The sequence below is a fragment of the Streptomyces sp. NPDC046925 genome (assembly GCF_040644915.1).
Lineage (GTDB): Bacteria > Actinomycetota > Actinomycetes > Streptomycetales > Streptomycetaceae > Streptomyces.
In genome coordinates this window covers 442,432-466,620 of record NZ_JBEYWZ010000006.1, presented here as the reverse complement: position 1 = coordinate 466,620, position 24,189 = coordinate 442,432, and the positions used below count along the sequence as shown (strand labels likewise).

The 24,189-nt window shown below is 69.6% G+C and carries 22 protein-coding genes and 1 tRNA gene; 6 read left to right on the top strand and 17 right to left on the bottom strand.

Annotated elements, in window-relative coordinates; translation table 11 throughout:
• Window positions 1-117: 117 nt before the first annotated feature.
• The 14 genes from glyA to ABZ906_RS26480 all read right to left on the bottom strand — a co-directional run bounded on the left by glyA (window position 118) and on the right by ABZ906_RS26480 (window position 16,250).
• Window positions 118-1,389, bottom strand: a complete 1,272-nt coding sequence (gene glyA, locus ABZ906_RS26545; RefSeq protein ID WP_361386607.1) for a serine hydroxymethyltransferase — start codon at window positions 1,387-1,389, stop codon at window positions 118-120.
• A gap of 88 nt (window positions 1,390-1,477) precedes the next feature.
• Complete coding sequence (locus ABZ906_RS26540; protein ID WP_361181430.1) at window positions 1,478-2,119, bottom strand: protein-tyrosine-phosphatase; 642 nt, start codon at window positions 2,117-2,119, stop codon at window positions 1,478-1,480.
• Window positions 2,116-2,763, bottom strand: a complete 648-nt coding sequence (locus tag ABZ906_RS26535; RefSeq protein WP_361181432.1) for an L-threonylcarbamoyladenylate synthase — start codon at window positions 2,761-2,763, stop codon at window positions 2,116-2,118. Before ABZ906_RS26535 ends, ABZ906_RS26540 begins: the two co-directional genes overlap by 4 nt.
• 46 nt (window positions 2,764-2,809) lie before the next feature.
• A complete protein-coding gene (gene prmC, locus ABZ906_RS26530; protein WP_361181434.1) occupies window positions 2,810-3,655 on the bottom strand; it encodes a peptide chain release factor N(5)-glutamine methyltransferase in 846 nt (281 codons plus the stop codon).
• Between the two features lie 48 nt (window positions 3,656-3,703).
• Complete coding sequence (prfA, locus tag ABZ906_RS26525; RefSeq protein WP_361181436.1) at window positions 3,704-4,780, bottom strand: peptide chain release factor 1; 1,077 nt, start codon at window positions 4,778-4,780, stop codon at window positions 3,704-3,706.
• A gap of 130 nt (window positions 4,781-4,910) precedes the next feature.
• Window positions 4,911-5,135 carry a 50S ribosomal protein L31 gene (gene rpmE / locus ABZ906_RS26520; RefSeq protein ID WP_190081944.1) on the bottom strand — a complete coding sequence of 75 codons (225 nt, stop codon included), beginning with the start codon at window positions 5,133-5,135 and terminating at the stop codon, window positions 4,911-4,913.
• 171 nt (window positions 5,136-5,306) lie between these two features.
• Window positions 5,307-6,431 (bottom strand): LCP family protein, encoded by a 1,125-nt coding sequence (locus tag ABZ906_RS26515; protein ID WP_361181438.1) that lies wholly within the window; start codon window positions 6,429-6,431, stop codon window positions 5,307-5,309.
• A gap of 346 nt (window positions 6,432-6,777) precedes the next feature.
• Window positions 6,778-8,850 carry a transcription termination factor Rho gene (gene rho / locus ABZ906_RS26510; protein ID WP_361386604.1) on the bottom strand — a complete coding sequence of 691 codons (2,073 nt, stop codon included), beginning with the start codon at window positions 8,848-8,850 and terminating at the stop codon, window positions 6,778-6,780.
• Window positions 8,851-9,223: 373 nt separating this feature from the next.
• Complete coding sequence (gene thrB, locus ABZ906_RS26505) at window positions 9,224-10,141, bottom strand: homoserine kinase (RefSeq protein WP_361181442.1); 918 nt, start codon at window positions 10,139-10,141, stop codon at window positions 9,224-9,226.
• Between the two features lie 290 nt (window positions 10,142-10,431).
• On the bottom strand, window positions 10,432-11,490 hold the full coding sequence (thrC, locus tag ABZ906_RS26500) for a threonine synthase (protein WP_361181444.1): 1,059 nt from the start codon (window positions 11,488-11,490) through the stop codon (window positions 10,432-10,434).
• 6 nt (window positions 11,491-11,496) lie between these two features.
• On the bottom strand, window positions 11,497-12,789 hold the full coding sequence (locus ABZ906_RS26495) for a homoserine dehydrogenase (protein ID WP_361386601.1): 1,293 nt from the start codon (window positions 12,787-12,789) through the stop codon (window positions 11,497-11,499).
• A gap of 150 nt (window positions 12,790-12,939) precedes the next feature.
• Entirely contained in the window at window positions 12,940-14,331 is a 1,392-nt protein-coding gene (lysA, locus tag ABZ906_RS26490) for a diaminopimelate decarboxylase (protein ID WP_361386598.1), read from the bottom strand.
• 44 nt (window positions 14,332-14,375) lie between these two features.
• Window positions 14,376-15,497: an ArgS-related anticodon-binding protein NrtL gene (gene nrtL / locus ABZ906_RS26485; protein WP_361386595.1), complete on the bottom strand. Its 1,122-nt coding sequence runs from the start codon at window positions 15,495-15,497 to the stop codon at window positions 14,376-14,378.
• A gap of 243 nt (window positions 15,498-15,740) precedes the next feature.
• Complete coding sequence (locus ABZ906_RS26480) at window positions 15,741-16,250, bottom strand: response regulator (protein WP_361386592.1); 510 nt, start codon at window positions 16,248-16,250, stop codon at window positions 15,741-15,743.
• 177 nt (window positions 16,251-16,427) lie between these two features.
• On the opposite strand from ABZ906_RS26480, the gene ABZ906_RS26475 reads away from it, so the two are divergent.
• The 3 genes from ABZ906_RS26475 (at window position 16,428) to ABZ906_RS26465 (ending at window position 18,869) form a co-directional block, all read left to right on the top strand.
• Window positions 16,428-16,499 (top strand) — tRNA-Arg (locus ABZ906_RS26475).
• Between the two features lie 165 nt (window positions 16,500-16,664).
• Window positions 16,665-17,954, top strand: coding sequence for a DNA cytosine methyltransferase (locus ABZ906_RS26470; RefSeq protein WP_361386589.1), 1,290 nt, complete (start codon window positions 16,665-16,667; stop codon window positions 17,952-17,954).
• A 48-nt stretch (window positions 17,955-18,002) separates the two neighbouring features.
• Window positions 18,003-18,869: a hypothetical protein gene (locus ABZ906_RS26465; protein WP_361386586.1), complete on the top strand. Its 867-nt coding sequence runs from the start codon at window positions 18,003-18,005 to the stop codon at window positions 18,867-18,869.
• 23 nt (window positions 18,870-18,892) lie between these two features.
• Here the strand turns inward: ABZ906_RS26465 and ABZ906_RS26460 are convergent, their stop codons facing one another.
• The 3 genes from ABZ906_RS26460 to ABZ906_RS26450 all read right to left on the bottom strand — a co-directional run bounded on the left by ABZ906_RS26460 (window position 18,893) and on the right by ABZ906_RS26450 (window position 21,782).
• The gene (locus ABZ906_RS26460) at window positions 18,893-20,257 is read right to left on the bottom strand and encodes a DUF1254 domain-containing protein (RefSeq protein ID WP_361386583.1); all 1,365 of its coding nucleotides are present in this window, start codon (window positions 20,255-20,257) and stop codon (window positions 18,893-18,895) included.
• Window positions 20,258-20,408: 151 nt separating this feature from the next.
• A complete protein-coding gene (locus tag ABZ906_RS26455; protein WP_361386580.1) occupies window positions 20,409-20,681 on the bottom strand; it encodes a type B 50S ribosomal protein L31 in 273 nt (90 codons plus the stop codon).
• A gap of 108 nt (window positions 20,682-20,789) precedes the next feature.
• Window positions 20,790-21,782 carry a Ku protein gene (locus ABZ906_RS26450; RefSeq protein ID WP_361386577.1) on the bottom strand — a complete coding sequence of 331 codons (993 nt, stop codon included), beginning with the start codon at window positions 21,780-21,782 and terminating at the stop codon, window positions 20,790-20,792.
• 69 nt (window positions 21,783-21,851) lie between these two features.
• Between ABZ906_RS26450 and ligD the strand changes: the two genes are divergently transcribed.
• From ligD to ABZ906_RS26435, 3 genes are all read left to right on the top strand, one after another.
• Complete coding sequence (gene ligD, locus ABZ906_RS26445) at window positions 21,852-22,748, top strand: non-homologous end-joining DNA ligase (RefSeq protein WP_361386574.1); 897 nt, start codon at window positions 21,852-21,854, stop codon at window positions 22,746-22,748.
• Entirely contained in the window at window positions 22,745-23,626 is an 882-nt protein-coding gene (locus tag ABZ906_RS26440) for an ATP-dependent DNA ligase (protein ID WP_361386571.1), read from the top strand. The genes ligD and ABZ906_RS26440 overlap by 4 nt, the downstream gene beginning before the upstream one ends.
• A 125-nt stretch (window positions 23,627-23,751) precedes the next feature.
• Window positions 23,752-24,180, top strand: coding sequence for a nuclear transport factor 2 family protein (locus ABZ906_RS26435; RefSeq protein WP_361181467.1), 429 nt, complete (start codon window positions 23,752-23,754; stop codon window positions 24,178-24,180).
• Window positions 24,181-24,189 lie beyond the last annotated feature (9 nt).

Below are 24,189 nucleotides of genomic sequence, written 5' to 3'. Positions count from 1 at the left end.
GGTATCGCTGGCCATCTCAGCCCCACACCCTAGCTCTGCGTGCATACGGTTGGGGACTTCCGGGTAGCGACGATGGTTGCACGAGTACGCGCCTTCCCCCGACGCATCTACGCCGACCTAGGCCGGATACGGCGGAAATCTGCCCACGAGTTCACGCACTTCTTCTCTTGCTTTCGAGTCCGTCGCGCCGTCGGATGGGTCACGCACCGCGTCCGCGAAGAGACCGGCGACGCGCACCATCTCCGCGTCCCCCATGCCCTGCGTGGTCACGGCCGCCGTGCCCAGGCGCAGGCCGCGGCCGTCGGCGTACGGCAGGGCGCAGGTGTCCAGGACGAGGCCGCAGGCAGCGAGCCTGCCGCGGGCGGTGTGTGCGTCGGTGCCAAGCGGCGCAGGGTCGGCGAGGATCAGGTGCGTGTCGGTGCCGCCCGTGGTGATCGCGCAGCCCGCCGCGGCGAGCGACTGGGCCAGGATGCGGGCGTTGGCGACGACCTGATGGGCGTACGCGGTGAAGGCCGGGGTCTCCGCCTCGCCGAACGCGACGGCCTTGGCCGCGATCGTGTGCATCTGCGCACCGCCCTGCGTGAAGGGGAACACCGCCCGGTCGATACGGGACGCGAGCTCGTCACCGCACAGGATCAGGCCGCCGCGCGGGCCGCGGAGCACCTTGTGGGTCGTGGCGCACACGACGTCGGCGTACGGCACGGGGCTGGGGGCCGCTCCCCCGGCGATCAGGCCGATCGGGTGGGCCGCGTCGGCGATGAGGTAGGCGCCGACGTCGTCGGCGATGTCGCGGAAGGCCGCGTAGTCGATGTGCCGGGGGTAGGCGATGGAGCCGCAGACGATCGCCTTCGGCCGGTGCGTACGGGCGAGGGCCCCGACCTGGTCGTAGTCGATGAGGCCGCTCTCCGCGTCGACGCCGTACCCCACGAAGTCGAACCAGCGCCCCGAGAAGTTCGCGGGCGAGCCGTGCGTGAGGTGGCCGCCGTACGGCAGGCCCATGGCCAGGACGGTGTCGCCGGGGCGCAGCAGGGCGGCGTAGGCGGCGAGGACCGCGGAGGAGCCGGAGTGCGGCTGCACGTTGGCGTGCTCGGCGCCGAAGAGGGCCTTGGCGCGGTCGACGGCGATGCGCTCGGCGACGTCCACGAGCTCGCAGCCGCCGTGGTGGCGGGCGCCGGGGTAGCCCTCGGCATACTTGTTGGCGAGCGGGGAGCCGAGGGCCGCGAGGACCGCGGGCGAGGAGAAGTTCTCGGCCGCGATGAGCTGGAGGCTGGAGGCCTGGCGTTCCTGCTCGGCGAGGAGGATCTCCGCCATCTGGGGGTCCGCGCCGCGGAGCGCGGCGAAGTCAGCGGGCGCCGTCGAGGCGGCGGTGGGTGCGGTGCCGACCGGCATGTTGGGCTCCGGGCCTCGCGAGGGGTGAGGGTCCCTCCAATGTAGGCCCGCCACACCGTGCCCGCGCGGCGTCGGGACCACCCCGGCCCTACGCCTTGGCCGGTACGCCCGTCAGCGCCGTCACCACGGGATCGAGCGCCTCGTTGATCTCGTCGCCCACCGAGCGGAAGAAGGGCAGCGGAGCGCCGTAGGGGTCGTACACCTCGTCCGCCTCCGCGGTGGGCGCCAGGAGCCAGCCACGCAGCGCCGCGGCGGCCCGTACCAGGGCCCTGGCCCGCTCGACGACGCCTCCGTCGGGGTCGGGCAGGGTCGCCGGGTCTATGGCCCGCACAAGGCGCGTGAACTCCTTGAGCGTGAAGGTGCGCAGGCCCGCCGAGTGGCCCATCGAGATGACCTGCGCCCGGTGGTCCCTGGTCGCCGTCAGGACGAGGTCCGCGCGGATGACGTGCTCGTCGAGAAGCTCGCGTCCTTTGAAGCCGGAGGCGTCCGCGCCGAAGTCCGCGAGCACGGCCTCGGCGTTGGTCTCCATGGGGGCGCCCTCGTGCCCCCAGGTGCCCGCGCTCTCCACGATCAGGCCGCCGGTGAAGGGATCACCCAGGCGGTCCGCCAGGGCATGCCTGGTCAGCCGCTCGGTGATCGGCGAGCGGCACACATTGCCGGTGCTGACGTGGAGGATGCGGAACGAATCGGGATAAGCCGCTATGCCACGCCCCGTCTCAGGGGCTGTCAATTCGCCACCTCGAGGTCGGGTACCACCTTGCGGAGCTCCTCGGCGTCCAGGGCGCCCGCGCGCAGCAGTACCGGCACCTTGCCGGTGACGTCCACGATCGACGAGGGGACGATGCCCGGCGTCCTGCCGCCGTCCAGGTAGACGGAGACGGAGTCGCCCAGCATCTCCTGCGCGGCGTCGCAGTCCTCGGGAGCGGGGTGTCCCGTGAGGTTCGCGGAGGAGACGGCCATGGGGCCGACCTCGGTGAGCAGTTCGATGGCGACGGGGTGCAGCGGCATCCGGATCGCGACGGTCCCGCGGGTGTCCCCGAGGTCCCACTGGAGCGAGGGCTGCTGCTTGGCGACCAGGGTCAGCGCGCCGGGCCAGAAGGCGTCGACGAGCTCCCAGGCCGACTCGGAGAAGTCGGTGACCAGGCCGTGCAGGGTGTTCGGGGAGCCGATGAGGACGGGCGTGGGCATGTTGCGGCCGCGGCCCTTGGCGTCGAGGAGATCGGCACACGCCTCCGGTGTGAAGGCGTCGGCACCGATGCCGTAGACGGTGTCGGTGGGCAGCACGACCAGCTCGCCACGGCGGACGGCCGACGCGGCCTCGCGCAGACCGGTCGTCCGGTCGGTCGCGTCGTTGGTGTCGTATCGCCGTGCCATCAGCGGGCCTCCTCGTACACGTACTGCTGGCTTGAAGTGGGTGTGCTCACGGCATCGCCTTGCGGGCGGTCGCGAACCTCGGCCTGTTGTTGAGGTCGGGGTGGTCGGCCGCGTCGGCCCAGCCCCGCTCCTCGGTGAAGATCCACGGCACCTGGCCGCCCTGGGTGTCGGCGTGCTCGATGACGACGACACCGCCGGGCCGCAGGAGGCGGTGTGCGGTGCGCTCGATGCCGCGGATCAGGTCGAGGCCGTCCTCGCCGGAGAAGAGCGACAGCTCCGGGTCGTAGTCGCGGGCCTCGGGAGCCACGTACTCCCACTCGGTGAGCGGGATGTACGGCGGGTTCGAGATGAGGAGGTCGACCTGGCCGTCGAGCTCCGGCAAGGCGTCGCGCGCGTCACCCTTGGACAGCTGGACCCTGGACCCCTCGACGTTCTTCCGGGTCCACTTCAGGGCGTCGTCGGAGAGCTCCACGGCGTGCACACGGGAGCGCGGGACCTCCTGGGCCATGGCGAGGGCGATGGCCCCGGAACCCGTACAGAGATCGACGATGAGCGGCTCGACGACGTCCATCGCGCGCACGGCGTCTATGGCCCACCCGACGACCGACTCGGTCTCGGGCCGCGGCACGAAGACGCCGGGCCCGACCTGAAGTTCGAGGTAGCGGAAGAAGGCGCGCCCGGTGATGTGCTGGAGCGGTTCGCGTGCCTCGCGGCGCGCGATCGTCTCCCAGTAGCGGGCGTCGAAGTCCGGGTCCTTGACGGAGTGCAGCTCGCCCCGCTTCACGCCGTGCACGAAGGCGGCAAGCTCCTCCGCGTCGTTGCGCGGCGAGGGCACGCCGGCGTCGGCCAGCCGCTGGGTGGCCTGGGCCACTTCCGCGAGCAGCAGGTTCACGCTGGTCCTCCGGGGCTGTGCTGAGCGATGGGCGGGTGCGGTCGTGGCTCAGGCTGCCGCGAGCTTGGCTGCGGAGTCCGCGTCGACGCAGGCCTGGATGACCGCGTCGAGGTCTCCGTCGAGCACCTGGTCCAAGTTGTACGCCTTGAAGCCGACGCGGTGGTCCGAGATCCGGTTTTCCGGGAAGTTGTACGTACGGATCTTCTCGGAGCGGTCGACGGTGCGGACCTGGCTGCGGCGGGCGTCCGCCGCCTCCTTCTCCGCTTCCTCCTGGGCCGCGGCAAGGAGCCTGGAGCGCAGGATACGCATGGCCTGCTCCTTGTTCTGGAGCTGGCTCTTCTCGTTCTGGCAGGAGGCGACGACTCCGGTGGGCAGGTGCGTGATGCGCACCGCGGAGTCGGTGGTGTTGACCGACTGGCCGCCGGGGCCCGAGGAGCGGTAGACGTCGATGCGCAGGTCGTTGGCGTGGATCTCCACGTCGACCTCCTCGGCCTCGGGCGTCACCAGGACACCGGCCGCGGAGGTGTGGATCCGGCCCTGCGACTCGGTGGAGGGCACGCGCTGCACGCGGTGCACGCCGCCCTCGTACTTCAGGCGGGCCCAGACGCCCTGGCCGGGCTCGGTCGCTCCCTGGCCGCCCTTGGTCTTCACGGCGACCTGGACGTCCTTGTAGCCGCCGAGCTCGGACTCGGTGGCGTCGATGATCTCGGTCTTCCAGCCGACGCGCTCCGCGTACCGCAGGTACATGCGCAGGAGGTCGCCGGCGAAGAGCGCGGATTCGTCGCCGCCCGCGCCCGCCTTGACCTCGAGGATGACGTCCTTGTCGTCGCTGGGGTCGCGGGGCACCAGGAGGAGGCGCAGCTTCTCGGTGATCTCCTCGCGCTGCTTCTCCATGTCCTTGACCTCGGCGGCGAACTCCGGGTCCTCCGCGGCCAGTTCACGGGCCGTCGCGATGTCCTCGCCGGTCTGCTTCCAGGCGCGGTACGTCGAGACGATCGGGGTCAGCTCGGCGTAGCGCTTGTTGAGCTTGCGCGCGTTGGCCTGGTCGGCGTGGACCGAAGGGTCCGCGAGCTTTGTCTCCAGATCGGCGTGCTCGCCGATCAGTTCCTCGACCGCCTCGAACATCGGGGGCTCCTGAGCTTTCTACGCGAAGGTTCTACGCGACGTAGTTCTGCACTGCGCTTGCGTCAGACGGCAAAGCGCCGGTCCCAACCGCCCCCTCCCGGGGGCGGCCGAAGACCGGCGCAGTGGCTCGCTACTTGTTGGCGGAGCCTGCGGCCTTGCCGAAGCGGGCCTCGAAGCGGGCCACACGGCCACCGGTGTCGAGGATCTTCTGCTTGCCCGTGTAGAACGGGTGGCACTCGGAGCAGACCTCGGCACGGACGGTGCCGCTGGAGATCGTGCTGCGGGTGGTGAACGACGCGCCACAGGTGCAGCTGACCTGCGTCTCGACGTACTCGGGGTGGATTTCGCGCTTCAAGGTGTCTCCTAGTTTCGGGAGGGCGCCGGGTCGTACGTGCGGATTGCTCGTACGTGAACCGGGGCCGACGTACCAGTCTGCCAGGACCGGTCGCATCTGCCCAAACCGGGGTGGGTTCTGTTCTATTCCCGGCGGGCTCCCGAAACGGTCGGCGGCTGCTCGCGACAGCGGCTAGTGGCTGCTCACGACATCGCTCGCGTCGCCCTTGTCGCCGGCGGACTTCTCGGTGGCGGACTTGGGGATCGGCTTGTCGGCCTTGAGCGCGTCCCAGACCTGCTGGTCGGCCTTCTCCAGGGGAAGGACGCGGTTGGGGTCGGCGGGGTCGTACTGGATGGGCAGCGTGACCATCTTCATGTCGCCCGCGCCGATGCCCTTGAGGCCGCTCGCGAAGCCCGCGAGGCTCTTGACGTCGTTCAGGTCGGAGTCGGTGGTAATGGCGCTGGTGGCGTCGTTCGCGAGGTCGTAGAGCTTCTTCGGGTTGCTGAAGACGCCGACGTCCTTGACCTGGTTGATCAGGGCCTTGATGAAGGCCTGCTGGAGCTGGATGCGGCCCAGGTCGCTGCCGTCGCCGACGCCGTGCCGGGTGCGGACCAGGCCCAGGGCCTGCTCGCCGGTGAGCTGGTGGGTGCCGGCCTTGAGGTTGAGGTGGCTGTCCTTGTCGTTGATCGCCTTCTTGGTGGTGATCTCGACGCCGCCGAGGGTGTTGATGAGCTTCTTGAAGCCCGTGAAGTCCACTTCCAGGTAGTGGTCCATCCGGATGCCGGACATCTTCTCCACGGTCTTGACGGCGCAGGCGGGGCCGCCGACCTCGTACGCCGTGTTGAACATCTGCCGCTGACCGCCCGGGTCCTTCTCGCCCTCGTCCGTCTCGCACTCGGGGCGGGATATGAGGGTGTCGCGGGGTATCGAGACGACGCTGGCCGTCTTGTGGCCCTTGTTCACGTGCACGATCATCGCCGTGTCCGAACGGGCGGCGCCCTCGTCCTTGCCGTACTTGGCGTTGTCGCCGGAGCGGGAGTCGGAGCCGAGGACGAGGATGTCCTGCGAGCCGTTGTCGATGTTCTCCGGGCGGTCGGTGCCGAGCGCCTGGTTGATGTCGACGCCCTTGATGTTGCCGTTGAGCTTGAAGTACACGAAGCCGAGGCCCGTGCCGCCGAGGACGACCACCGATGCCGCGGTCCACGCGGTGACGACGAGGACCTTGCTGCGCTTCTCGCGCGGCTTACGACGCCGACCGCCTCCGCCCCGGGAGCGCTTCGATGCCGTATCCGCCGCGGGTGCGCTCTCGTCGCTCATGTGCTCCTCAGTCCTCGTCCGGGTCGGGTACCCCCTGCTTTCAGGGTCAGGCGTGGTTTGTCGTCACTTGGCAGACTCACTAGTCAGACGTGGAAACCGAAAGAAGGGTTGCACAGCGCTTTGTGAGCGCCCCGGCGCACGCTCGTCACGCATCGTGCACTTCTGCCCCGCTTTCCCGGCTTCTCACCTGCGAGTTTTCCCCTCGCGGAGCTACTGCCCGTGACCGTAAGAATCTCTTAGGCATGTGGCCAAGGTCATTCGGCGGCGGTCACGCGGGGTCACACACGAAGGGCCGCCCCCGTCGGATGACGGGGGCGGCCCTTTGCGTGCGTGCGGTACGCGAGGACTAGTCGTTGCCGTTGCCCGGCGTCGGGGTCGTCTTCGCGATCTGCATGAGGAACTCGGCGTTCGACTTCGTCTGCTTCATCTTGTCGAGAAGCAGCTCGATGGCCTGCTGCGAGTCGAGCGCGTGCAGCACCCGGCGCAGCTTCCAGACGATCGCCAGCTCTTCGCTGTTGAGCAGGATCTCTTCCTTGCGGGTGGAGGACGCGTCGACGTCCACCGCCGGGAAGATGCGCTTGTCGGAGAGCTTCCGGTCGAGCTTGAGCTCCATGTTGCCGGTGCCCTTGAACTCCTCGAAGATCACCTCGTCCATGCGCGAACCGGTGTCGACGAGCGCGGTCGCGAGGATGGTCAGCGAGCCGCCGTCCTCGATGTTGCGCGCCGCACCGAAGAAGCGCTTCGGCGGGTAGAGCGCGGTCGAGTCGACACCACCGGACAGGATGCGACCGGAGGCCGGGGCCGCCAGGTTGTACGCACGGCCCAGACGGGTGATGGAGTCGAGAAGCACGACCACGTCGTGGCCCAGCTCGACGAGACGCTTGGCGCGCTCGATGGCCAGCTCGGCGACCGTGGTGTGGTCCTCGGCCGGACGGTCGAAGGTCGAGGAGATGACCTCGCCCTTCACCGACCGCTGCATGTCGGTGACCTCTTCCGGACGCTCGTCGACCAGGACGACCATCAGGTGGCACTCGGGGCTGTTCGTGGTGATCGCGTTGGCGACCGCCTGCATGATCATGGTCTTGCCGGTCTTCGGCGGAGCCACGATCAGACCGCGCTGACCCTTACCGATCGGCGACACGAGGTCGATGATGCGGGTGGTGAGCACGCCCGGGTCGGTCTCCAGACGGAGCCGGTCCTGCGGGTAAAGGGGCGTCAGCTTGTTGAACTCCGGTCGCCCGCGCCCGGATTCGGCCGCCATGCCGTTCGCCGAGTCGAGGCGGACGAGCGCGTTGAACTTCTCGCGGCGCTCGCCGTCCTTGGGCTGGCGGACGGCGCCGGTGATGTGGTCACCCTTGCGCAGACCGTTCTTGCGGACCTGGGCGAGCGACACGTACACGTCGTTCGGACCCGGGAGGTAGCCCGACGTACGGATGAACGCGTAGTTGTCGAGGATGTCCAGGATGCCCGCGACGGGGATCAGAACGTCGTCCTCGGCGACCTGCGGCTCGTTCGCCCCGCCGAACTCGTCGCGGCCACGACGGCCACGGCGGTCGCGGTAACGGCCACGGCGCCCGCGGCGGCCACCGGCCTCGTCGTCGAAGTCGTCCTGCGGTCCGTTGTCCCGCTGCTGGCGGTCACCGCGGTCCTGACGGCCGTCACGGTCCTGGCGGCCGCCCTGCTGGCGGTTGCCGCCCTGCTGGTCGTCGCCCTTGTTGCCGCGGCGGTCACGGCCCTGGCCGCGGCCCTGGCGGTCACGGCCCTGGCCGCGGTCACGGCGGCCTTCGGCGTTGTTGTCGCCGGAGCCGTCGCCCTTGGCCTCGGACTGCGCGTCCGTCCTGGCGTCGTTCCTGGTGTCGCCCTTGGCGTCGTTCTTCGACTCGTTCTTCGCCTCGGCGGTGACCGTCTCGGGGCTGCCCGCGTCGGCGGTCGCACGGCGGCGGCCGCGGCGCTCGCCCTTGTCGGCACCCGCGGGCTGGCCCGGGATGTCGATCTGCTGCTGGGCGGCCTCTTCGGCCTTGGCGGCGGCCGGCTCGGCCTTGTCGGCCTTGCTCGCCTTGGCGGCCTTCTCCGTGCTCGCCGCGGCGGCCGCGTTGTCTTCACCCGTCCGGGCCTTCGAGGTGGCGCGGCGCTTGGGCTTCGTCTCGCCCTCGGCGGCGGGCGCGGCGCTCTTGGCGGAGGCACCCCCTCCGGCCTGCGCCTCCTTGATGACCTCGATCAGCTGGCTCTTGCGCATCCGCGCGGTGCCCTTGATACCGAGGCCGGATGCGACCTGTTGCAGTTCCGCCAGCACCATGCCATCGAGGCCGGTGCCGCGGCGCCGCCGGGACCCGGCCGAAGCACCGGTGGCAGGCGCCGCAGAGGCGTCCGTGGCGGGCGTGTCGGCAGTCACGCCCATCAGATCGGTGGTGTCGCTCACGAAGGGTCCTTCCCTGGAGCGGACGTCGGCCTGTCTGGCTCGGCGACCGGTTGTGCTGTCCGGAGGTCCTTTGGTGTGTGGACCGTGCCGGGGCGGTGGTCCGCCAACGCGCGGCGGAAGAATTCACTGGTGATGGCGAGTCCCGGTGAGGTGCCACTGATGTGCGGTGTCACTCGGCTCGGTCACGCCGGTTCCGGAGCGTGCTCGGCACCGCTCAGTGCGGGACACAGAGCAGTTTGGGAGGCTCCCGGAAGGATGGATGTCCCGGACGGGGACACGAAGCACCTCGCCATGGTGGGGTCGGGTGCAGACTTGAGGTTAACACTACCGGATCCAACAAACATTCCCCCTCTCCAAATCCGGCTATCAGGTGTCAAGGCGCAAGCGGCAGCACGCTCGCACCGGTCGCGTCGAGCGCCAGACGGTTGGCCGCCCAGCCCTCGCCCGCGAGGCGTGCGACCTTGTCCGCCGCACTCTCATCGGCCAGCGCGAGGACCGTGGGCCCCGCACCGGAGATCATCGCCGGGACACCGTCCGCGCGCAGGCGTTCCACCAGGGCGGCGCTCTCCGGCATGGCGGGTGCGCGGTACTCCTGGTGGAGCCGGTCCTCGGTCGCGGGAAGCAGCAGCTCGGGGCGCCTGGTCAGGGCCTCTACGAGCAGCGCGGCACGGCCCGCGTTGGTGGCAGCGTCGACGTGCGGCACGGTGCGCGGGAGCAGTCCGCGCGCCGTCTCGGTGAGTACGGGCTTTCCGGGTACGAAGACCACCGGAACGATGGATTCTGCGGGGTCCATCCTGATCGCCCTGGCCGCTCCCCCGTCCATCCAGGAGAGCGTGAAACCGCCGAGCAGACAGGCGGCGACGTTGTCGGGGTGGCCCTCGATCTCGGTGGCGAGCTCAAGGAGGGCGTTGTCGTCGAGCCGGGCGTCGCCGCCTATGGTCACGGCGCGCGCGGCGACGATGCCCGCGCAGATGGCGGCGGACGAGGAGCCGAGGCCCCGGCCGTGCGGAATGCGGTTGGCGCAGACGATTTCGAGCCCGCGCGGCTGTCCGCCGAGCAGATCGAAGGCGGTGCGCAGGGAACGTACCAGCAGATGCGACTCGTCGCGCGGGAGCGTTTCGCTGCCCTCACCTGCGATGTCGATGTTCAGTCCGGAGTCGGCCACCCGCACGACGACGTCGTCGTACAGACCCAGCGACAGGCCGAGGGCGTCGAAGCCCGGGCCGAGGTTGGCGCTGGTGGCGGGGACGCGCACCCGGACGGCGGCGGCGCGGAACGCGGGACCGGCCATCGCTCGATGACTCTCCTTGAGCTGCGATCTTTTGAGGACTTGCCACGTGATGAGGCACTACCCGAAGGCCGCTCTGCGGCAGCACCGCGGCATATGCGGCGGGGCGGGTTCGGTACAGCCTATCGAAGGAAGGTTCTGTGGCGACATAGGGCGCACAGGAGGCGCACGATGCGTGTCGTAAGCCCCCTGTGCACCCCCTGTGCGGAGTTGCGGGTTTTCCGGACGGTTATGCCCGCCGTGGTGCGGCGGTCAAGCCGTCGTACTACAGCGGTTATCCCCGGCCGGGAGGGTTATGCCAGACCGAGACGCTCGGCCGCGGCGGCCGAGTCGACCGGGACCGTGACCGGCTGCGGAGCGCCCGCGACGGCCCAGTCCGGGTCCTTGAGGCCGTTGCCGGTCACCGTGCAGACGATGCGCTGGCCCTTGTCGACCTTGCCCTGCTCGGCGGCCTTCAGCAGTCCGGCGACGGAAGCGGCCGACGCCGGCTCGACGAAGACACCCTCCTGGGACGCCAACAGCTTGTAGGCGCGCAGGATCTCACGGTCCGTCACCTCGTCGATGAAGCCGTCCGACTCGTCGCGCGCGTCGAGGGCGTGCTGCCACGACGCGGGGTTGCCGATGCGAATCGCGGTGGCGATGGTCGACGGGTCCTTGACGATCTCACCGCGCACGATGGGCGCGGAACCGGAAGCCTGGAAGCCCCACATCCGGGGGGTACGCGACGAGATCGAGTCGGCGGCGTACTCCTTGTAGCCCTTCCAATAGGCCGTGATGTTGCCCGCGTTGCCCACCGGCAGGACATGGATGTCGGGGGCGTCGCCGAGCGCGTCCACGATCTCGAACGAGGCCGTCTTCTGGCCCTCGATACGGAACGGGTTGACCGAATTGACCAGCGCCACCGGGTAGTTCTCGGAGAGGGCGCGGGCGAGGTTCAGGCAGTCGTCGAAGTTGCCGTCGACCTGGAGGATCTTCGAGCCGTAGACGAGCGCCTGGCCCATCTTGCCGAGCGCGATCTTGCCCTGCGGCACGAGGACCGCGCAGACCATTCCGGCCCGTACGGCATAGGCGGCGGCCGAGGCCGAGGTGTTGCCGGTGGAGGCGCAGATGACGGCCTTGGCGCCCTCCTCCTTGGCCTTCGTGATCGCCATCGTCATGCCGCGGTCCTTGAAGGACCCGGTCGGGTTGGCACCCTCGACCTTGAGATGCACCTCGCAGCCCGTGCGCTCGGAGAGCACCTGCGCGGGCACGAGCGGCGTGCCGCCCTCGCGGAGCGTCACGACCGGCGTCGTGTCGGAGACGGGGAGACGATCCCGGTACTCCTCGATGATTCCGCGCCATTGGTGGGTCATTGCTGACTACTCCCCTTCAACCCGCATGATGCTGGCGACACCACGCACGGTGTCGAGATTCCGCAGCGCCTCGACGGTGCCGGTGAGGGCGGCGTCGGGTGCGCGGTGGGTGACGACGACGAGGGAGGCCTCGCCGTCCTTGCCCGTCTGACGGACCGTATCGATCGATACGCCGTGCTCGGCGAAGACCGTCGCGACCTGGGCGAGGACACCCGGCTTGTCGGCCACGTCGAGGCTGATGTGGTAGCGCGTGACGACCGCGCCCATGGAGCTCACGGGCAGCTGGGTGTACGCGGATTCGCCGGGCCCGGTGGCCTCGGCGAGCTTGTTGCGGCAGACGGCGACGAGGTCGCCGAGCACCGCCGACGCGGTGGGCGAACCGCCCGCGCCGGGACCGTAGAACATGAGCTGTCCGGCGGCCTCGGCCTCGACGAAGACGGCGTTGTACGCCTCGCGGACCGATGCCAGCGGATGGCTGAGCGGAATCATCGCGGGGTGCACGCGCGCGGTGACGGACCCGCCGTCGGCGGCCCGCTCGCAGATGGCGAGCAGCTTGATGGTGCAGCCCATGCGCTTCGCGGACGCGAAGTCGGCGCCGGTCACCTCGGTCATGCCCTCGCGGTAGACGTCGTCGAGACGTACGCGCGTGTGGAAGGCGATACCGGCGAGGATCGCCGCCTTGGCCGCGGCGTCGAAGCCTTCGACGTCGGCGGTCGGGTCGGCCTCGGCATAGCCGAGCGCGGTGGCCTCGTCGAGGGCTTCCTGATAGCCGGCACCGGTGGTGTCCATGGCATCGAGGATGAAGTTGGTCGTGCCGTTCACGATGCCGAGGACGCGGTTGACCTTGTCGCCGACCAGGGACTCGCGCAGCGGCCTGATCAGCGGGATCGCGCCGGCGACGGCTGCCTCGTAATAGAGGTCGCGGCCGTGCTCCCCGGCGGCGGCGTGCAGCGCGGCGCCGTCCTGCGCGATGAGCGCCTTGTTCGCGGAGACGACGGAGGCGCCGTGCTCGAAGGCGGTGGTGATGAGGGTCCTGGCGGGCTCGATGCCGCCGATGACCTCGACCACGACATCAATGTCGCCGCGTTTGACCAGCGCGGTCGCGTCCGTGGTGACGAGTGAGGGATCGATTCCGTCCCGCACCTTCGACGGACGGCGGACGGCCACCCCGGCGAGCTCCACCGGGGCACCGATCCGGGCCGTGAGGTCGTCGGCGTGCGTCGTCATGATGCGCGCCACCTCTGAGCCGACGACCCCACAGCCCAGCAGCGCCACCTTCAGCGGACGCGTACGCATCATCCGACCTCACTTCTCATACATCTACAGTGGGACCAGTCTCGCCCACCGGATCGCGGATTCCGTCCACGGTCCGGATCGTGAGACATCTATTTCACTGGCCGATACTCTGCCAGACGCCGTTGCCCGGCCGTCATTTCCTCAGTTGTTTCTTCAGCCGACATCAAGGCGAAGGAGATCCTCCTCCGTCTCGCGCCGGACGATGACCCGCGCCTGTCCGTCCCGCACGGCGACGACCGGCGGACGCAGGGCGTGGTTGTAGTTGCTCGCCATGGAGCGGCAGTACGCGCCGGTCGCGGGCACGGCGATGAGATCACCGGGCGCGAGGTCGGCCGGCAGGAACGCGTCCTTCACCACGATGTCGCCGCTCTCGCAGTGCTTGCCGACGACGCGGACGAGCATGGGCTCGGCGTCCGACTCGCGCGAGACGAGCGCGACGCTGTACTCGGCGTCGTAGAGCGCGGTACGGATGTTGTCGGACATGCCGCCGTCGACGGAGACGTACGTACGCAGGCCTTCGAGCGGCTTGACGGTGCCGACCTCGTAGAGGGTGAAGGCGGTGGGGCCGACGATGGCGCGCCCGGGCTCGACGGAGATGCGGGGGGTGCGGAGATTGGCGGCCTCGCACTCCCTCGACACGATCTCGCCGAGCGCCTTGGCGATCTCGTGCGGCTCGCGGGGGTCGTCCTCGGAGGTATAGGCGATGCCGAGGCCGCCGCCGAGGTCGATCTCGGGGAGCTCGACTCCGTGCTCGTCCCGGATCTCGGCGAGCAGCTGCACGACGCGCCGCGCGGAGACCTCGAACCCGGCCATGTCGAAGATCTGCGACCCGATGTGGCTGTGTACGCCGATGAGTTCGAGCCCGTCGAGCTTGAGGGCCCTGCGTACGGCCTCGGCGGCCTGGCCGCCGGCGAGGGCGATGCCGAACTTCTGGTCCTCGTGGGCGGTGGCGATGAACTCGTGGGTGTGGGCCTCGACGCCGACGGTCACGCGGATCTGCACGCGCTGGCGGACACCGAGCCGGTCGGCGACGTGCGCGACGCGCACGATCTCCTGGAAGGAGTCGAGGACGATGCGCCCGACACCGGCGGAGACGGCCCGCTCGATCTCGTCCTCGGTCTTGTTGTTGCCGTGGAAGGCGATGCGGTCGGCGGGCATTCCGGCGTCGAGCGCGGTGGCGAGCTCGCCGCCGCTGCACACGTCCAGGTTGAGCCCTTCCTCGTGCAGCCACCGGACCACGGCGCGCGAGAGGAAGGCCTTGCCGGCGTAGAAGACGTCGGCGTCGGAGCCGAAGGCGCCGCGCCAGGCGTGGCAGCGGGCGCGGAAGTCGGCCTCGTCGAGGAAGTAGGCGGGGGTGCCGAACTCCTCGGCGAGCCGGGTCACCTGCATCCCGCCGACGGTGACGACACCGTCGGCGTCACGATCGACGGTCTGCGACCAGACCTTCGGGTCGAGGGAGTTCAGGTCGGCGGCCGGGGCGGTGTAGTGCCCTTCGGGCAGTACGTCGGCGTGGCGGGGCCCGGCGGGGTGTGCGGAACGGCTCATGTCGCGTTCGTCTCTCTCACTTCATTCACGTCTGTCTTCACGTGTCACAAGTACTCGGGGGCGCTGATGCCGAGCAGGGACAGGCCGCCTGCGAGCACCGTCCCGGCGGCTTCGGCGAGCGCGAGCCGGGCGCGGTGGGCGGCCGAGGGTTTCTCGTCGCCGAGCGGCAGAACCGCGGGCTGGAAGGCGAGGAGGGCGTCGGCGGTGTGGACGAGATGCCGGGCGATGCGGTCGGGCGCGTGGTGCTCGGCAGCGGCGGCCAGGACGCGGGGATGGGCGGCGAGGGCGTCGAGGAGGTCGCGCGCGTCCGCCGCCGTGTCCCCGGCTATGTCGCCGGGCGCGGCGGTGAAGCCGAGGGCGGCGGCGTTGCGGGTGAGGGCGCGGGTGCGGGAGTGGGCGTACCGCACCCGGAAGAGGGGGTTGCTCGCACGCTGGACCAGGTGCTCCTCGCTGATGCGGGGCCGGTCGTGGGCGGCGGGGCTGAGGAGGGCCCAGCGGGCGGCGTCGCGGCCGAGGAAGACGGGGTCGGCCGGGGCGGGAACGGGCCGGAGGGTCTTGAGCGGCACGGGAGGCGTCCCGTGCGCGTCGACCCGTACGCCGAGGGTGGCGGCCCAGCCTGCGTCGGGGGCCTCCTCACAGGTGCTCCGCACGAGGGCGCCCTGCGCGACGAGGATGCGGCGGAGGGAGTCGGCGAGGACGGCGGCGCGGACTTCGCGGGGGAAGTGGAGCTGGTGGGGGCCGCGGGAGCCGGGGCGGGCGTGTCCGTAGCGGGCGCCGCGGGTGAGTACGTCTCGTACGAGCTCGGCGGAGGGGCTGTCTCCCTGACCGCCTTCGCTGCCGCTGCCGCCGCTGCCTCTGTCGAGGGTGATGTTGAGAAAACCGGGGCCGGTGATGTCGATGGCCGCGATGCCGGGTTGCCCGGCGAGGCGCGGCGACAGTACTTCGGCCACCTGAAGCGGCGAGCGTCCGGCGGCACGGGCGATCTGCAGGGCGACGTTGGTGGCGTAATCCCCGCATCCGCCGGGCCGCGACCGCTCGACGAGAACCTTCCGGGCGACGCCTTCTCCCCCGCTCTCCCCCAGGTCACCAAGGCCACGGAGCTCCCCGTCAGCAACGGCACCACGCATGGCGCGCAGCACGGTACGGGAGAGCTCGACGGGGGTCACGGGTCAAGCGTATGGGAGGAGGGGGGTGGGGACGCGACCCGGTTTCCCGGATGGTCCGGGATGTGGACGGGTGGGGGGTGCGGGGGCGGCCGGAGCATCGGCGGGGCGGGGGTGGGCGGTCCGGTCTCTGGGTGAGAGAGGTCGGGCGGGCGGACCGGCAACCAGGCTGTCGGTTGCTCCCTGCTCGGGTCAGCCACCGGGTGCTCCCTGCTTGGGTCAGCCGCCGGTTGCTCCCTGCTCGGGTCAGCCGCCGGGGCGGCCGGCGCGTTCGGCCTCTCCGGCGGCCCCGCGTTCACCGCCGAGGGGACCACGCCCGTTCTCGCCGCCGTCGCCGCGTTCCATCAACTGCCTTACGATCCCGAGCAGTTCGTTGGGCTCGAAGGGCTTGGCCAGGAACGCGTCCACCCCCACCTCGAGCCCGCTCTCCACCTCGTACTGAGTGCAGGCGCTGACGATGACGATGGGCAGATGCCGGGTCCGCGGATCGGAGCGCAGCCGCGCGGCGGCGCGCAGTCCGTCGAGGCGGGGCATGACCACGTCGAGCGTGACGACATCGGGTCTGACCTGATTGACCACGTCCAGACACTCGGCACCATCAGCCGCGGTCACGACCTCGAAGCCCTCCAGCTCGAGGTTGACCCTGATCAGTTGCCGGATGACCTTGTTGTCGTCCACAACAAGCACGCGGCCGGACACGCCTGACACAACTCGAGAGTAGGTCCGCGCCCACCGCCGCGTCCGGCGTTTCCCCACTTCCGCCCCGTGCGAGGGCGCGCGCGAGGGAGCGTGCGGGCGGTCGATCGTGACCCCCGGGACAGGGGGTGCGGATGCGGCGGCTCCCGTACCCATGGAGTGCGGAAATACCTGTTCATAGGGAGCCGTTCGGAGCTGGTAGGGTTCTACCCGTCGCCGCGCAACCCGCGCTGACACGCCCCCGTAGCTCAGGGGATAGAGCAACGGCCTCCGGAGCCGTGTGCGCAGGTTCGAATCCTGCCGGGGGCACTCGCCACGCAGCCAGCACAGATCATGCGCTGAGCAGGGCGGATGCCGACAGGAAGAGCGGGAGTCAGTCTCACTGACTCCCGCTCTTTTTTGCTGTCTCTCAGCGCCGGGTTCCCGAGATGTCGGTGGTGCTAGGGTTTTCGCCTGATCATCAGGAGGCTCACTGTGGGTAGTCAAACCGACATCATCAAGGACGATGCCGTACCAACTACCCCCGAGCCGACGACGACGTACAAGGTCGTCGACCTCTTCTCCGGCGGCGGCGGGATGAGCTTTGGATTCCATGCTCATCCGCACTTCGAGGTGATCGGCGCCGCCGACGCCCAGCTGGGAAAGCCGAGCAGCCCCAAGGGATCTCTGGCCTGCAACACCACCTATGAATCCAATATGGGCATCGCCCCGGTCGAAACCGACCTGGGAACAGTCGATCCCGAAGCACTGCGACAGTCCATGGGTGTGACGTCGCCGATCGATATCCTGTCGGCCTGCCCGCCGTGCACCGGATTCTCTCGGACCAACGCCAAGAATCACCTCGCGGACGACAAAAGGAACAGTCTCGTCGGCCGCACCATCGTCTTCGTCGACGCTTTCCAGCCCAAGATTCTTGTCATGGAGAATGCCCGGGAGCTTCTTCAGGGGCGCTGGGCCCATCATTTCGAGGTCCTCAAGGGGGATCTCGAAGCGCGGGGTTATACCGTCCACGCCCAGAATCACGTCCTCAACAAATTCGGGCTTCCGCAGGTGCGCGAGCGCGCGCTCGTCATCGCCGTCGCCCCCGGATACGACCTGCGGACACTCGAAGACGCGTGGGCCGGCCGGACCCTGGTGCCGGAAGCGACTACCGTACGGCGCGCCCTCGACGGGGTTCCCGCCATCGACGCCGGTGAAGCGCATCCCTCGGACGACGCGCACGCCTCCCCCAGCTTCCATTCCCCCGCCACGCTCGGGCGTCTCCAGAAGATCCCGCACGACGGGGGTTCCTGGCGGGACCTTCTCAATGTCCGGGGCGGGAGCGATTTCCTGACGCCCGCCATGGTCAAGTCCGTGGACAAGGGGGACTTCGGCAGCTTCCCCGACGTATACGGACGCATGGCCTGGGACCGGCCCGCTCCCACGATCAAGCGGGAGTGCGCGCACGTCGGCAACGGACGCTACTCCCACCCCACGGAAGACCGTCTGTGCTCCGTCCGGGAGCTCGGGATCCTCAATGGATTCCCGCGTGACTACAAGTTCGACGGAACCAGCCTCAGCAACAAGTACCGGCACATCGGTGACGCCGTCCCTCCCCTCGTCAGCTACCAGCTCGCCTCCGTGTGCCGCTGGATCCTGACCGGGGAACGCCCGACTGTCGGCGATCTCATCCTGCCGGGGACTCATCTGCGGCCCGACGACATCCGGGAGACCGGTGCGGCCGAATCGGCAGCCCCGCAGGTCCCGGAATTCGCCGCCGCCTGACCGCGAAGGAACTCGAAAGACGAGCGCGAAGGGCCTCTGAGGACCGCGATGAACAGTGCCGATCAGAATGAGTTGCTGGCGGGCATATCTCAGCTCGACGAGCACCAGGCGCATGTCGTGCGTGGTGTCGTCACGCAGGTTCGGGCTTCCGCCGACTCCGCGGACGCGTACGCCCTCCTCGGCAAGTGCGACGAGGCCCAGCTGAGGCAGATCCGGAATATCGTCGACTCGATGCTCCGGCCGATTGATTCGTTCGTCAATCCGCAGAGCAATCTCGTCTCCCATTCCTTCTCCGCCGAATTCAAAGCCCGCCTGCAGGCTCATCACGGGACCCACACCACGCCGCTGGACCGGCTGGCGTTCGAGAACGCGCTCGCGGCCTCCTGTGGCGTCGAAGGCATGGCCGTCGAACTGGCGCCGAGCAAGACGACCCGCTTCTGGGACCTTCGGGTGGACGGCAAGCAGGTCTCGGCCAAGAGCACGAGTGCCAAGGACATCAAGCTCCATGAGCTGCACACCTCGAAGCTCAGCGAGGGCGCCTGGATCCAGGACTGCCGGTCGGCACGGATGCGGTACGACGGCACGATGAAGCTGTTCGACGAATTCCTGGCGGCGGTCCAGCGCTGGATCATGCTGCGCACGTTCAAGCTCAGGAGTGCTCCCGGCACCCTCGTCTATGAGCTGGTCGAAGTGCCGATGTCGCTCGTCGCCGCCGTCAAGGATCTCGGTGTGCAGGACTTCGCGTCGGACTCGCCCCGCATAGACGTGCACGACGAACAGGGCATGGCGCTTCAGCTCGTCCTCGACCGCAGCGACTCGAAGATCACCATCAAGAAGATCCCCAAGCAGCGTTGCATCGTGCACGGGACCTGGAAACTCCAGGGCGAGTACGCGGGCCCGTTGATCGCGGGATGACGGGCCCGGCGCGTTCCTAGGCTCTAGGCTCGGTGGATCCGCGGGAGCTCGTACGTCCCGTTGAAGACTGCTGCCCGCGGTGTGTACATCCGCAGCAGCGGGCGGAAGCGGCCGCTCGGAGTGGGGAGCCAGTTGGCGGCCGTCTTGTCGTCCGTGGGGCGTTGCTGCCGCAGGTGGAGGGTCAGGGAGCCGTCGTCGGCGTACGTCAGGCCCGGGGTGCGGTCGCCGATGGAGTAACGGTCGACGGGGTTGGGGACCAGGCGGCGGTCCTGCGCGTCGTACATCGTCAGTGACCAGAACGCGTCCACCGGCGGGGGCTTCTCGAAGCGCAGGGTGTAGGCGTTCTCGCCTTCGAGGGGGTGGCCCTCCGCGTCGGTCCAGGTCATCGCGTACGCCGCTTCGTAGCCGTGTTGGCCCCAGAGCGCGGTGTGGGCCGTCGTGGCGCGCAGCAGGTGGGCCGTATCGCGGTCCTTGCAGATCCATTGGGGGTCTTTGAGGGTGCCCACCTCGAAGTGGTCCGCGTTGTAGTCGTGATCGTGATAGCTGAGTTTCCAGGCGCTCTGCTGTTCCTGGTCCCTGTCGCTCGACGTCGACGCGTGCTCGATCCTCGCCCTGGCTTCGGTGAATCCCGCGCGCAGCGCTTCGGCGAGCTCAGGTCCGGGGTGTGGGTACGGGCTCTGTGCGTCCAACAGGCCCAGTGGGGCGAAGCGTTGCTGGTACGCCGTCTCCGCCGGGGCCGGCGGGAAGGCCGCCATCCTGACCCGCAGCTTCTCGTAGAAGAGCAGCTCCGGTTCGTCGTCGGAGACGTACGTGTGGGTCGGCAGGCCCAGGGGCTCATCGGAGGCCGTCCAGTACGGCTCCAGGAGTGTGTCCTCCTGGAGCGCCCGCACCGCCGCCAGGTCATCCGGTCCCTCGCAGGCCCACCGGCCGACGATCATCGCCACCACGGTCGGCGCGGAGATCCGGGTGGCGCCCGGCGGGACCTCCTCGTCCCAGCCGGGCGGGGTGAGCAGGTAGCTGGCCTCGCCGGTGCCGGTCGCCCTGCGGCCCACGTACGCGAAGTTGTTGGTCCACGCGTCCGTGAACTGCAGGACGTAGTAGCGGCCGCCGGTGTCCGGCACGGTCAGGAGCAGGGCTCCGCCGGACAGGTCCAGGTGCGCGATCGAGTAGACGGTGTCGCGGTTGGCGTCCGCGGCGGAGTCGTCGGGGTCCGCGAGTTTGCTGCCGTGGCTGAACTCGTTGGACGGCGCGGGAGGCACCGAGCCCATGCCGTTGCGGGAGAAGCGGTCGACTTCGTCGAGGTTGCGCACCATCGGGTAGCCGTAGATGTACGCCTCGGCCGCCAGCGCCCGGAGATCGGTGGTGCCGTCGGTCATGCCGTCCGTCATGCGCGCCGCCTTCTCGTGATCAACGTCCTACGGACATCGTCGGGCCGCCGGGGCGCTCCTGCCACTCTTGACCGTCCGCGCGGCGTGGCGTGGCGTGGCGGTGGCCCGGCGGGGGCTCGGCGGGGGCCCTTCGGTGGCTCGGCGGGCTTCGTCACCCGGCGGAGGGCGGCGCGGGCGGGCTCTGGTCGCCGAAGCGGCGTTCGAACTTGGCGACCTGGCCTTCGGAGTCCACGACCCTGGCCCTGCCTGTGTAGAAGGGGTGGCTCTCGGAGGAGATCTCCACGTCCACCAGGGGGTACGTTTCGCCGTCGTCCCACTCGATGGTCTCGTTGCTCTCCGCGGTGGAGCGGGTGAGGAAGGCGTAGCCCGCGGAGCGGTCCCTGAAGACCACCGGGCGGTAGTTGTCGTTCTTGTCCTGGGTCATTTCTTCAGGTTGGCCGGGTGCGGGGGCCGGGGCGAGCCCTGGGGCGCCACGCGGGGTACCCGCCGATCGCCCCGCGGCCGCCTGTGCCGCCTGTGCCGCCTGTGCCGCCTATGCCGAGGACGTTCTCTTCTTCGCGGGCGTCGACTTCTTCGCCGTGGTCTTCTTCGCCGTTGCTTTCTTCGCCGTGGTCTTCTTCGCGGGCGCCGACTTCTTTGCCGCGGTCTTCTTTGCCGTGGTCTTCTTCGCCGTCGACTTCTTCGCCGTCGACTTCTTCGTTCTGCCCTCCAGTGACGTCACCTTCGCCACGCCTCCGTCCGGCCCGTCCTTCTTCGCCGCGCGGACGCTGCTCTCCAGTGCGGCCATCAGGTCGATCACCTTGCCGCCGTCCGCGTCCGAGGCGTCCGGTGCCGGTTCCGCGGGGCCCGTGCCCTCTGCCTTGGCGGTGACGAGCTCCTCCACCGCCGCGCGGTAGTCGTCGTGCAGGGAGGACATGTCGACCTCCCCCAGGGTGTCCATCAGGGCGTCCGCCAGGTCCAGTTCCGCGTCCCGCACCCTCACCCCGGACTCCGGGGCCACGCCCTCCGACGTACGGATCTCGTCCGGCCACAGCAGCCCGTGCATCGCGATCACGTCGTCCACCACCCGCAGCATCCCCAGGCGCTCGCGCCCCCGCAGCGCGAACCGGGCGACCGCCACCTTGCCGCTCCGCTTCAGCGCCTCCCGCAGCAGCGTGTACGGCTTCGTCGCGGGGACTCCGTTGGCCGACAGGTAGTACGCCGTGTCCATCTGCATCGGGTCGATCGTGTCCGCCGGCACGAAGGCGACGATCTCGATGGTCTTGGCCGTCGGAATCGGCAGCGCCGCCAGATCCTCGTCCGTGATCGGGATGATCGAGCCGTCCGCGTCCTCGTACCCCCTGCCTATCTCGGCGGACGTCACCTCCCGCTCCTCCAGCTCGCACACCTTGCGGTAGCGGACGCGGCCCCCGTCCTCCACATGGACCTGCCGGAAGGAGACCGAGTGGTTCTCGGTGGCGTTCATGAGCTTGATCGGGATGCTGACCAAACCGAAGGAGATCGCACCGTTCCATATCGATCGCACGTCAGGCACCTCTCAGCAGCCGAGCTCAGATTTACGGTGATTCGTCCGTATTCGTGGGATTCTCATCGTATGACGCCGATCACCGAGGTGGAGGGGCGGCGGCTGGCCCTCAGCAATCTCGACAAGGTCCTCTACAGCGCATCCGGCTTCACCAAGGGCGAGATGCTGCACTACTACGCCACTGCCGCCGAGGCCCTCCTCACCCATCTGCGCAACCGGCCCGTCTCCTTCCTCCGCTTCCCGGACGGGCCGGGCGGCCAGCAGTTCTTCGCCAAGAACGTGCCGCCCGGCACCCCCGACTGGGTGCACACCGCCGACGTACCGCGTTCGGAGGGGGACATGCGGCAGATCGTCGTGGACGACCTGGCCTCTCTGATGTGGGCGGCCAATCTCGTGACCGAGTTCCACACCCCGCAGTGGCAGGCGGACGCCCCCGCGATGGCCGACCGGCTGGTCCTTGATCTCGATCCGGGCGCACCCGCCACCGTCGTCGAGTGCTGCCGGGCAGGTCTCTGGCTGCGCGAGCGCCTCGAGGCGGACGGCCTCGACGTCTACGCGAAGACCTCCGGATCCAAAGGGCTGCATCTGCTCTGCCCCCTGGAGCCGACCCCCTCCGAGCAGGTCACCTCGTACGCGAAAGAGCTCGCCAAGGAGGCCGAGACCGAGCTGCCCGCCCTGGTCGTCCACCGGATGACGCGCAGCCTGCGCCCCGGCAAGGTCTTCGTCGACTTCAGCCAGAACGCCGCGTCGAAGACGACCGCCACCCCCTACACCCTCCGCGCCCGCGAGGAACCGACCGTCTCCGCGCCCGTGACCTGGGAGGAGGTCGAGGCGTGCGGCGCCCCGGCCGATCTCGTCTTCCTCGCCGGCGACATCGCGTCCCGCCTTGAGGAGTACGGGGATCTGCTGGCGCCGCTCACCGATCCGGACCGGGCCCGCCCGCTCCCCCGCAAGGCCGGCACATGATCACCCCGCCCCTCCGGGCCGCCCTCGCCGAGTCCGTCACCGCGCTGCCGCAGGGCGAAGGATGGGCGTACGAGCCGAAGTTCGACGGGCATCGTCTGATCGTCTTCGCCGACGGCCACCGCGTGCGGTTGCAGGCCCGCTCCGGTCGGCTTGTCACCACCGCGTTCCCCGATCTCGCCGACGCCGCGAAACAGTTGCCGGACGGGACCGTGCTCGACGGCGAGGTGGTCGTCTGGGCCGACGGCCGCATCGACTTCGCCGCCGTCCAGCGCCGCGCCGCCGGCACCCGCGCGCACGCCACACATCTCGCGCGTACGCTCCCCGCCTCGTACGCCGCCTTCGATCTGCTCGCCGACCGGGGCGAGGACTGCCGCGCCCTGCCCTACGAGGAGCGGCGAGCACGCCTCGTACGCATCCTCGAACCGCTCGGCCCGCCGCTCCAGGCCGTACCGATGACGACCGACCGCGCGCTGGCCCTGACCTGGTACGAGACCCTGCCCGCCACCGGCATCGAGGGACTGGTGATCAAACGTCTCGACGGGAGCTACCGCGGCGGCGCCCGGGCCTGGCTGAAGCTGCGGCACAGCGATACGCGGGACGCGGTGGTCGTCGGGTTCACCGGGAGCAGGGCCCGCCCGCAGGCGCTCGTGCTCGTCCTGCCGGGGGACGGTACGCCCGTGGTGTCGTCGCCGCTCGGCCCCGCGCTGCGGACGGCGGCCGGGGCGGCGCTGCCGGAGGCCAGGGGCGAAGGGACCGCGATCGCCGCCGGGATCGGCGAGGTCACGTACACCGCCCTGCCGACCGAACCGGCCGTCACGGTGGAGGTGCGGCAGAACACGACCCGGCATGCCACCGCGGTGGTCGTCCGGTTCCGCTGAGGTGCCGTGAAGCATCCCGGGGCATGGACGTGACCGGCATCACCTCTAATCAAGTTTGACTACGAGCCCGATCGAGCATACCTTTCTCTGCGCACCGCATTAGTCAAACTTGATTAGGAGCCTGCATGACCGTTCTGCCCGAGACCGGATACGTCCCGACCGACGAGGACCGCGCGAGCCTGGCCGCCTGGTTCGCCGAGTACGACGCCCACAGCGCACGGCGCGACGTGGAGCGCATGGCCGACCTGGCCGTCTTCCCCCTCAACCTGGTCAGCGACGACTCCGCGGGCGACGGACGCTCCGCGCAGTGGGACCGGGAACAGTTCGTCGCGACCATGACGCACGTGATGGGGGACGGGAGCGAGGACATCACCTTCGAGTCCACGCGCACGCCCGTCTTCCTCTCCCCCGCCATGGCCGTGGTCTTCACCGACTCGGTGATGACCGCGAACGGCGAGACGCAGCAGTTGCGCTACGCCGACATCCTGCTGAGGCGGGGCGGCGCCTGGGCGTTCCAGACCATGATCCAGGGCGGCTGGGGCGACAACCTGTGACAGGGGAAC

Bases quoted from the DNA above. Each gene is read 5' to 3' on its own strand.
- glyA (WP_361386607.1), bottom strand. From the start codon at position 1,389: ATGCCGGTCGGCACCGCACCCACCGCCGCCTCGACGGCGCCCGCTGAC.
- ABZ906_RS26535 (WP_361181432.1), bottom strand. From the start codon at position 2,763: ATGGCACGGCGATACGACACCAACGACGCGACCGACCGGACGACCGGT.
- prfA (WP_361181436.1), bottom strand. From the start codon at position 4,780: ATGTTCGAGGCGGTCGAGGAACTGATCGGCGAGCACGCCGATCTGGAG.
- ABZ906_RS26515 (WP_361181438.1), bottom strand. From the start codon at position 6,431: ATGAGCGACGAGAGCGCACCCGCGGCGGATACGGCATCGAAGCGCTCC.
- thrB (WP_361181442.1), bottom strand. From the start codon at position 10,141: ATGGCCGGTCCCGCGTTCCGCGCCGCCGCCGTCCGGGTGCGCGTCCCC.
- thrC (WP_361181444.1), bottom strand. From the start codon at position 11,490: ATGACCCACCAATGGCGCGGAATCATCGAGGAGTACCGGGATCGTCTC.
- ABZ906_RS26495 (WP_361386601.1), bottom strand. From the start codon at position 12,789: ATGATGCGTACGCGTCCGCTGAAGGTGGCGCTGCTGGGCTGTGGGGTC.
- lysA (WP_361386598.1), bottom strand. From the start codon at position 14,331: ATGAGCCGTTCCGCACACCCCGCCGGGCCCCGCCACGCCGACGTACTG.
- ABZ906_RS26465 (WP_361386586.1), top strand. From the start codon at position 18,003: ATGAACAGTGCCGATCAGAATGAGTTGCTGGCGGGCATATCTCAGCTC.
- ABZ906_RS26460 (WP_361386583.1), bottom strand. From the start codon at position 20,257: ATGACGGACGGCATGACCGACGGCACCACCGATCTCCGGGCGCTGGCG.
- ABZ906_RS26455 (WP_361386580.1), bottom strand. From the start codon at position 20,681: ATGACCCAGGACAAGAACGACAACTACCGCCCGGTGGTCTTCAGGGAC.
- ligD (WP_361386574.1), top strand. From the start codon at position 21,852: ATGACGCCGATCACCGAGGTGGAGGGGCGGCGGCTGGCCCTCAGCAAT.
- ABZ906_RS26440 (WP_361386571.1), top strand. From the start codon at position 22,745: ATGATCACCCCGCCCCTCCGGGCCGCCCTCGCCGAGTCCGTCACCGCG.
- ABZ906_RS26435 (WP_361181467.1), top strand. From the start codon at position 23,752: ATGACCGTTCTGCCCGAGACCGGATACGTCCCGACCGACGAGGACCGC.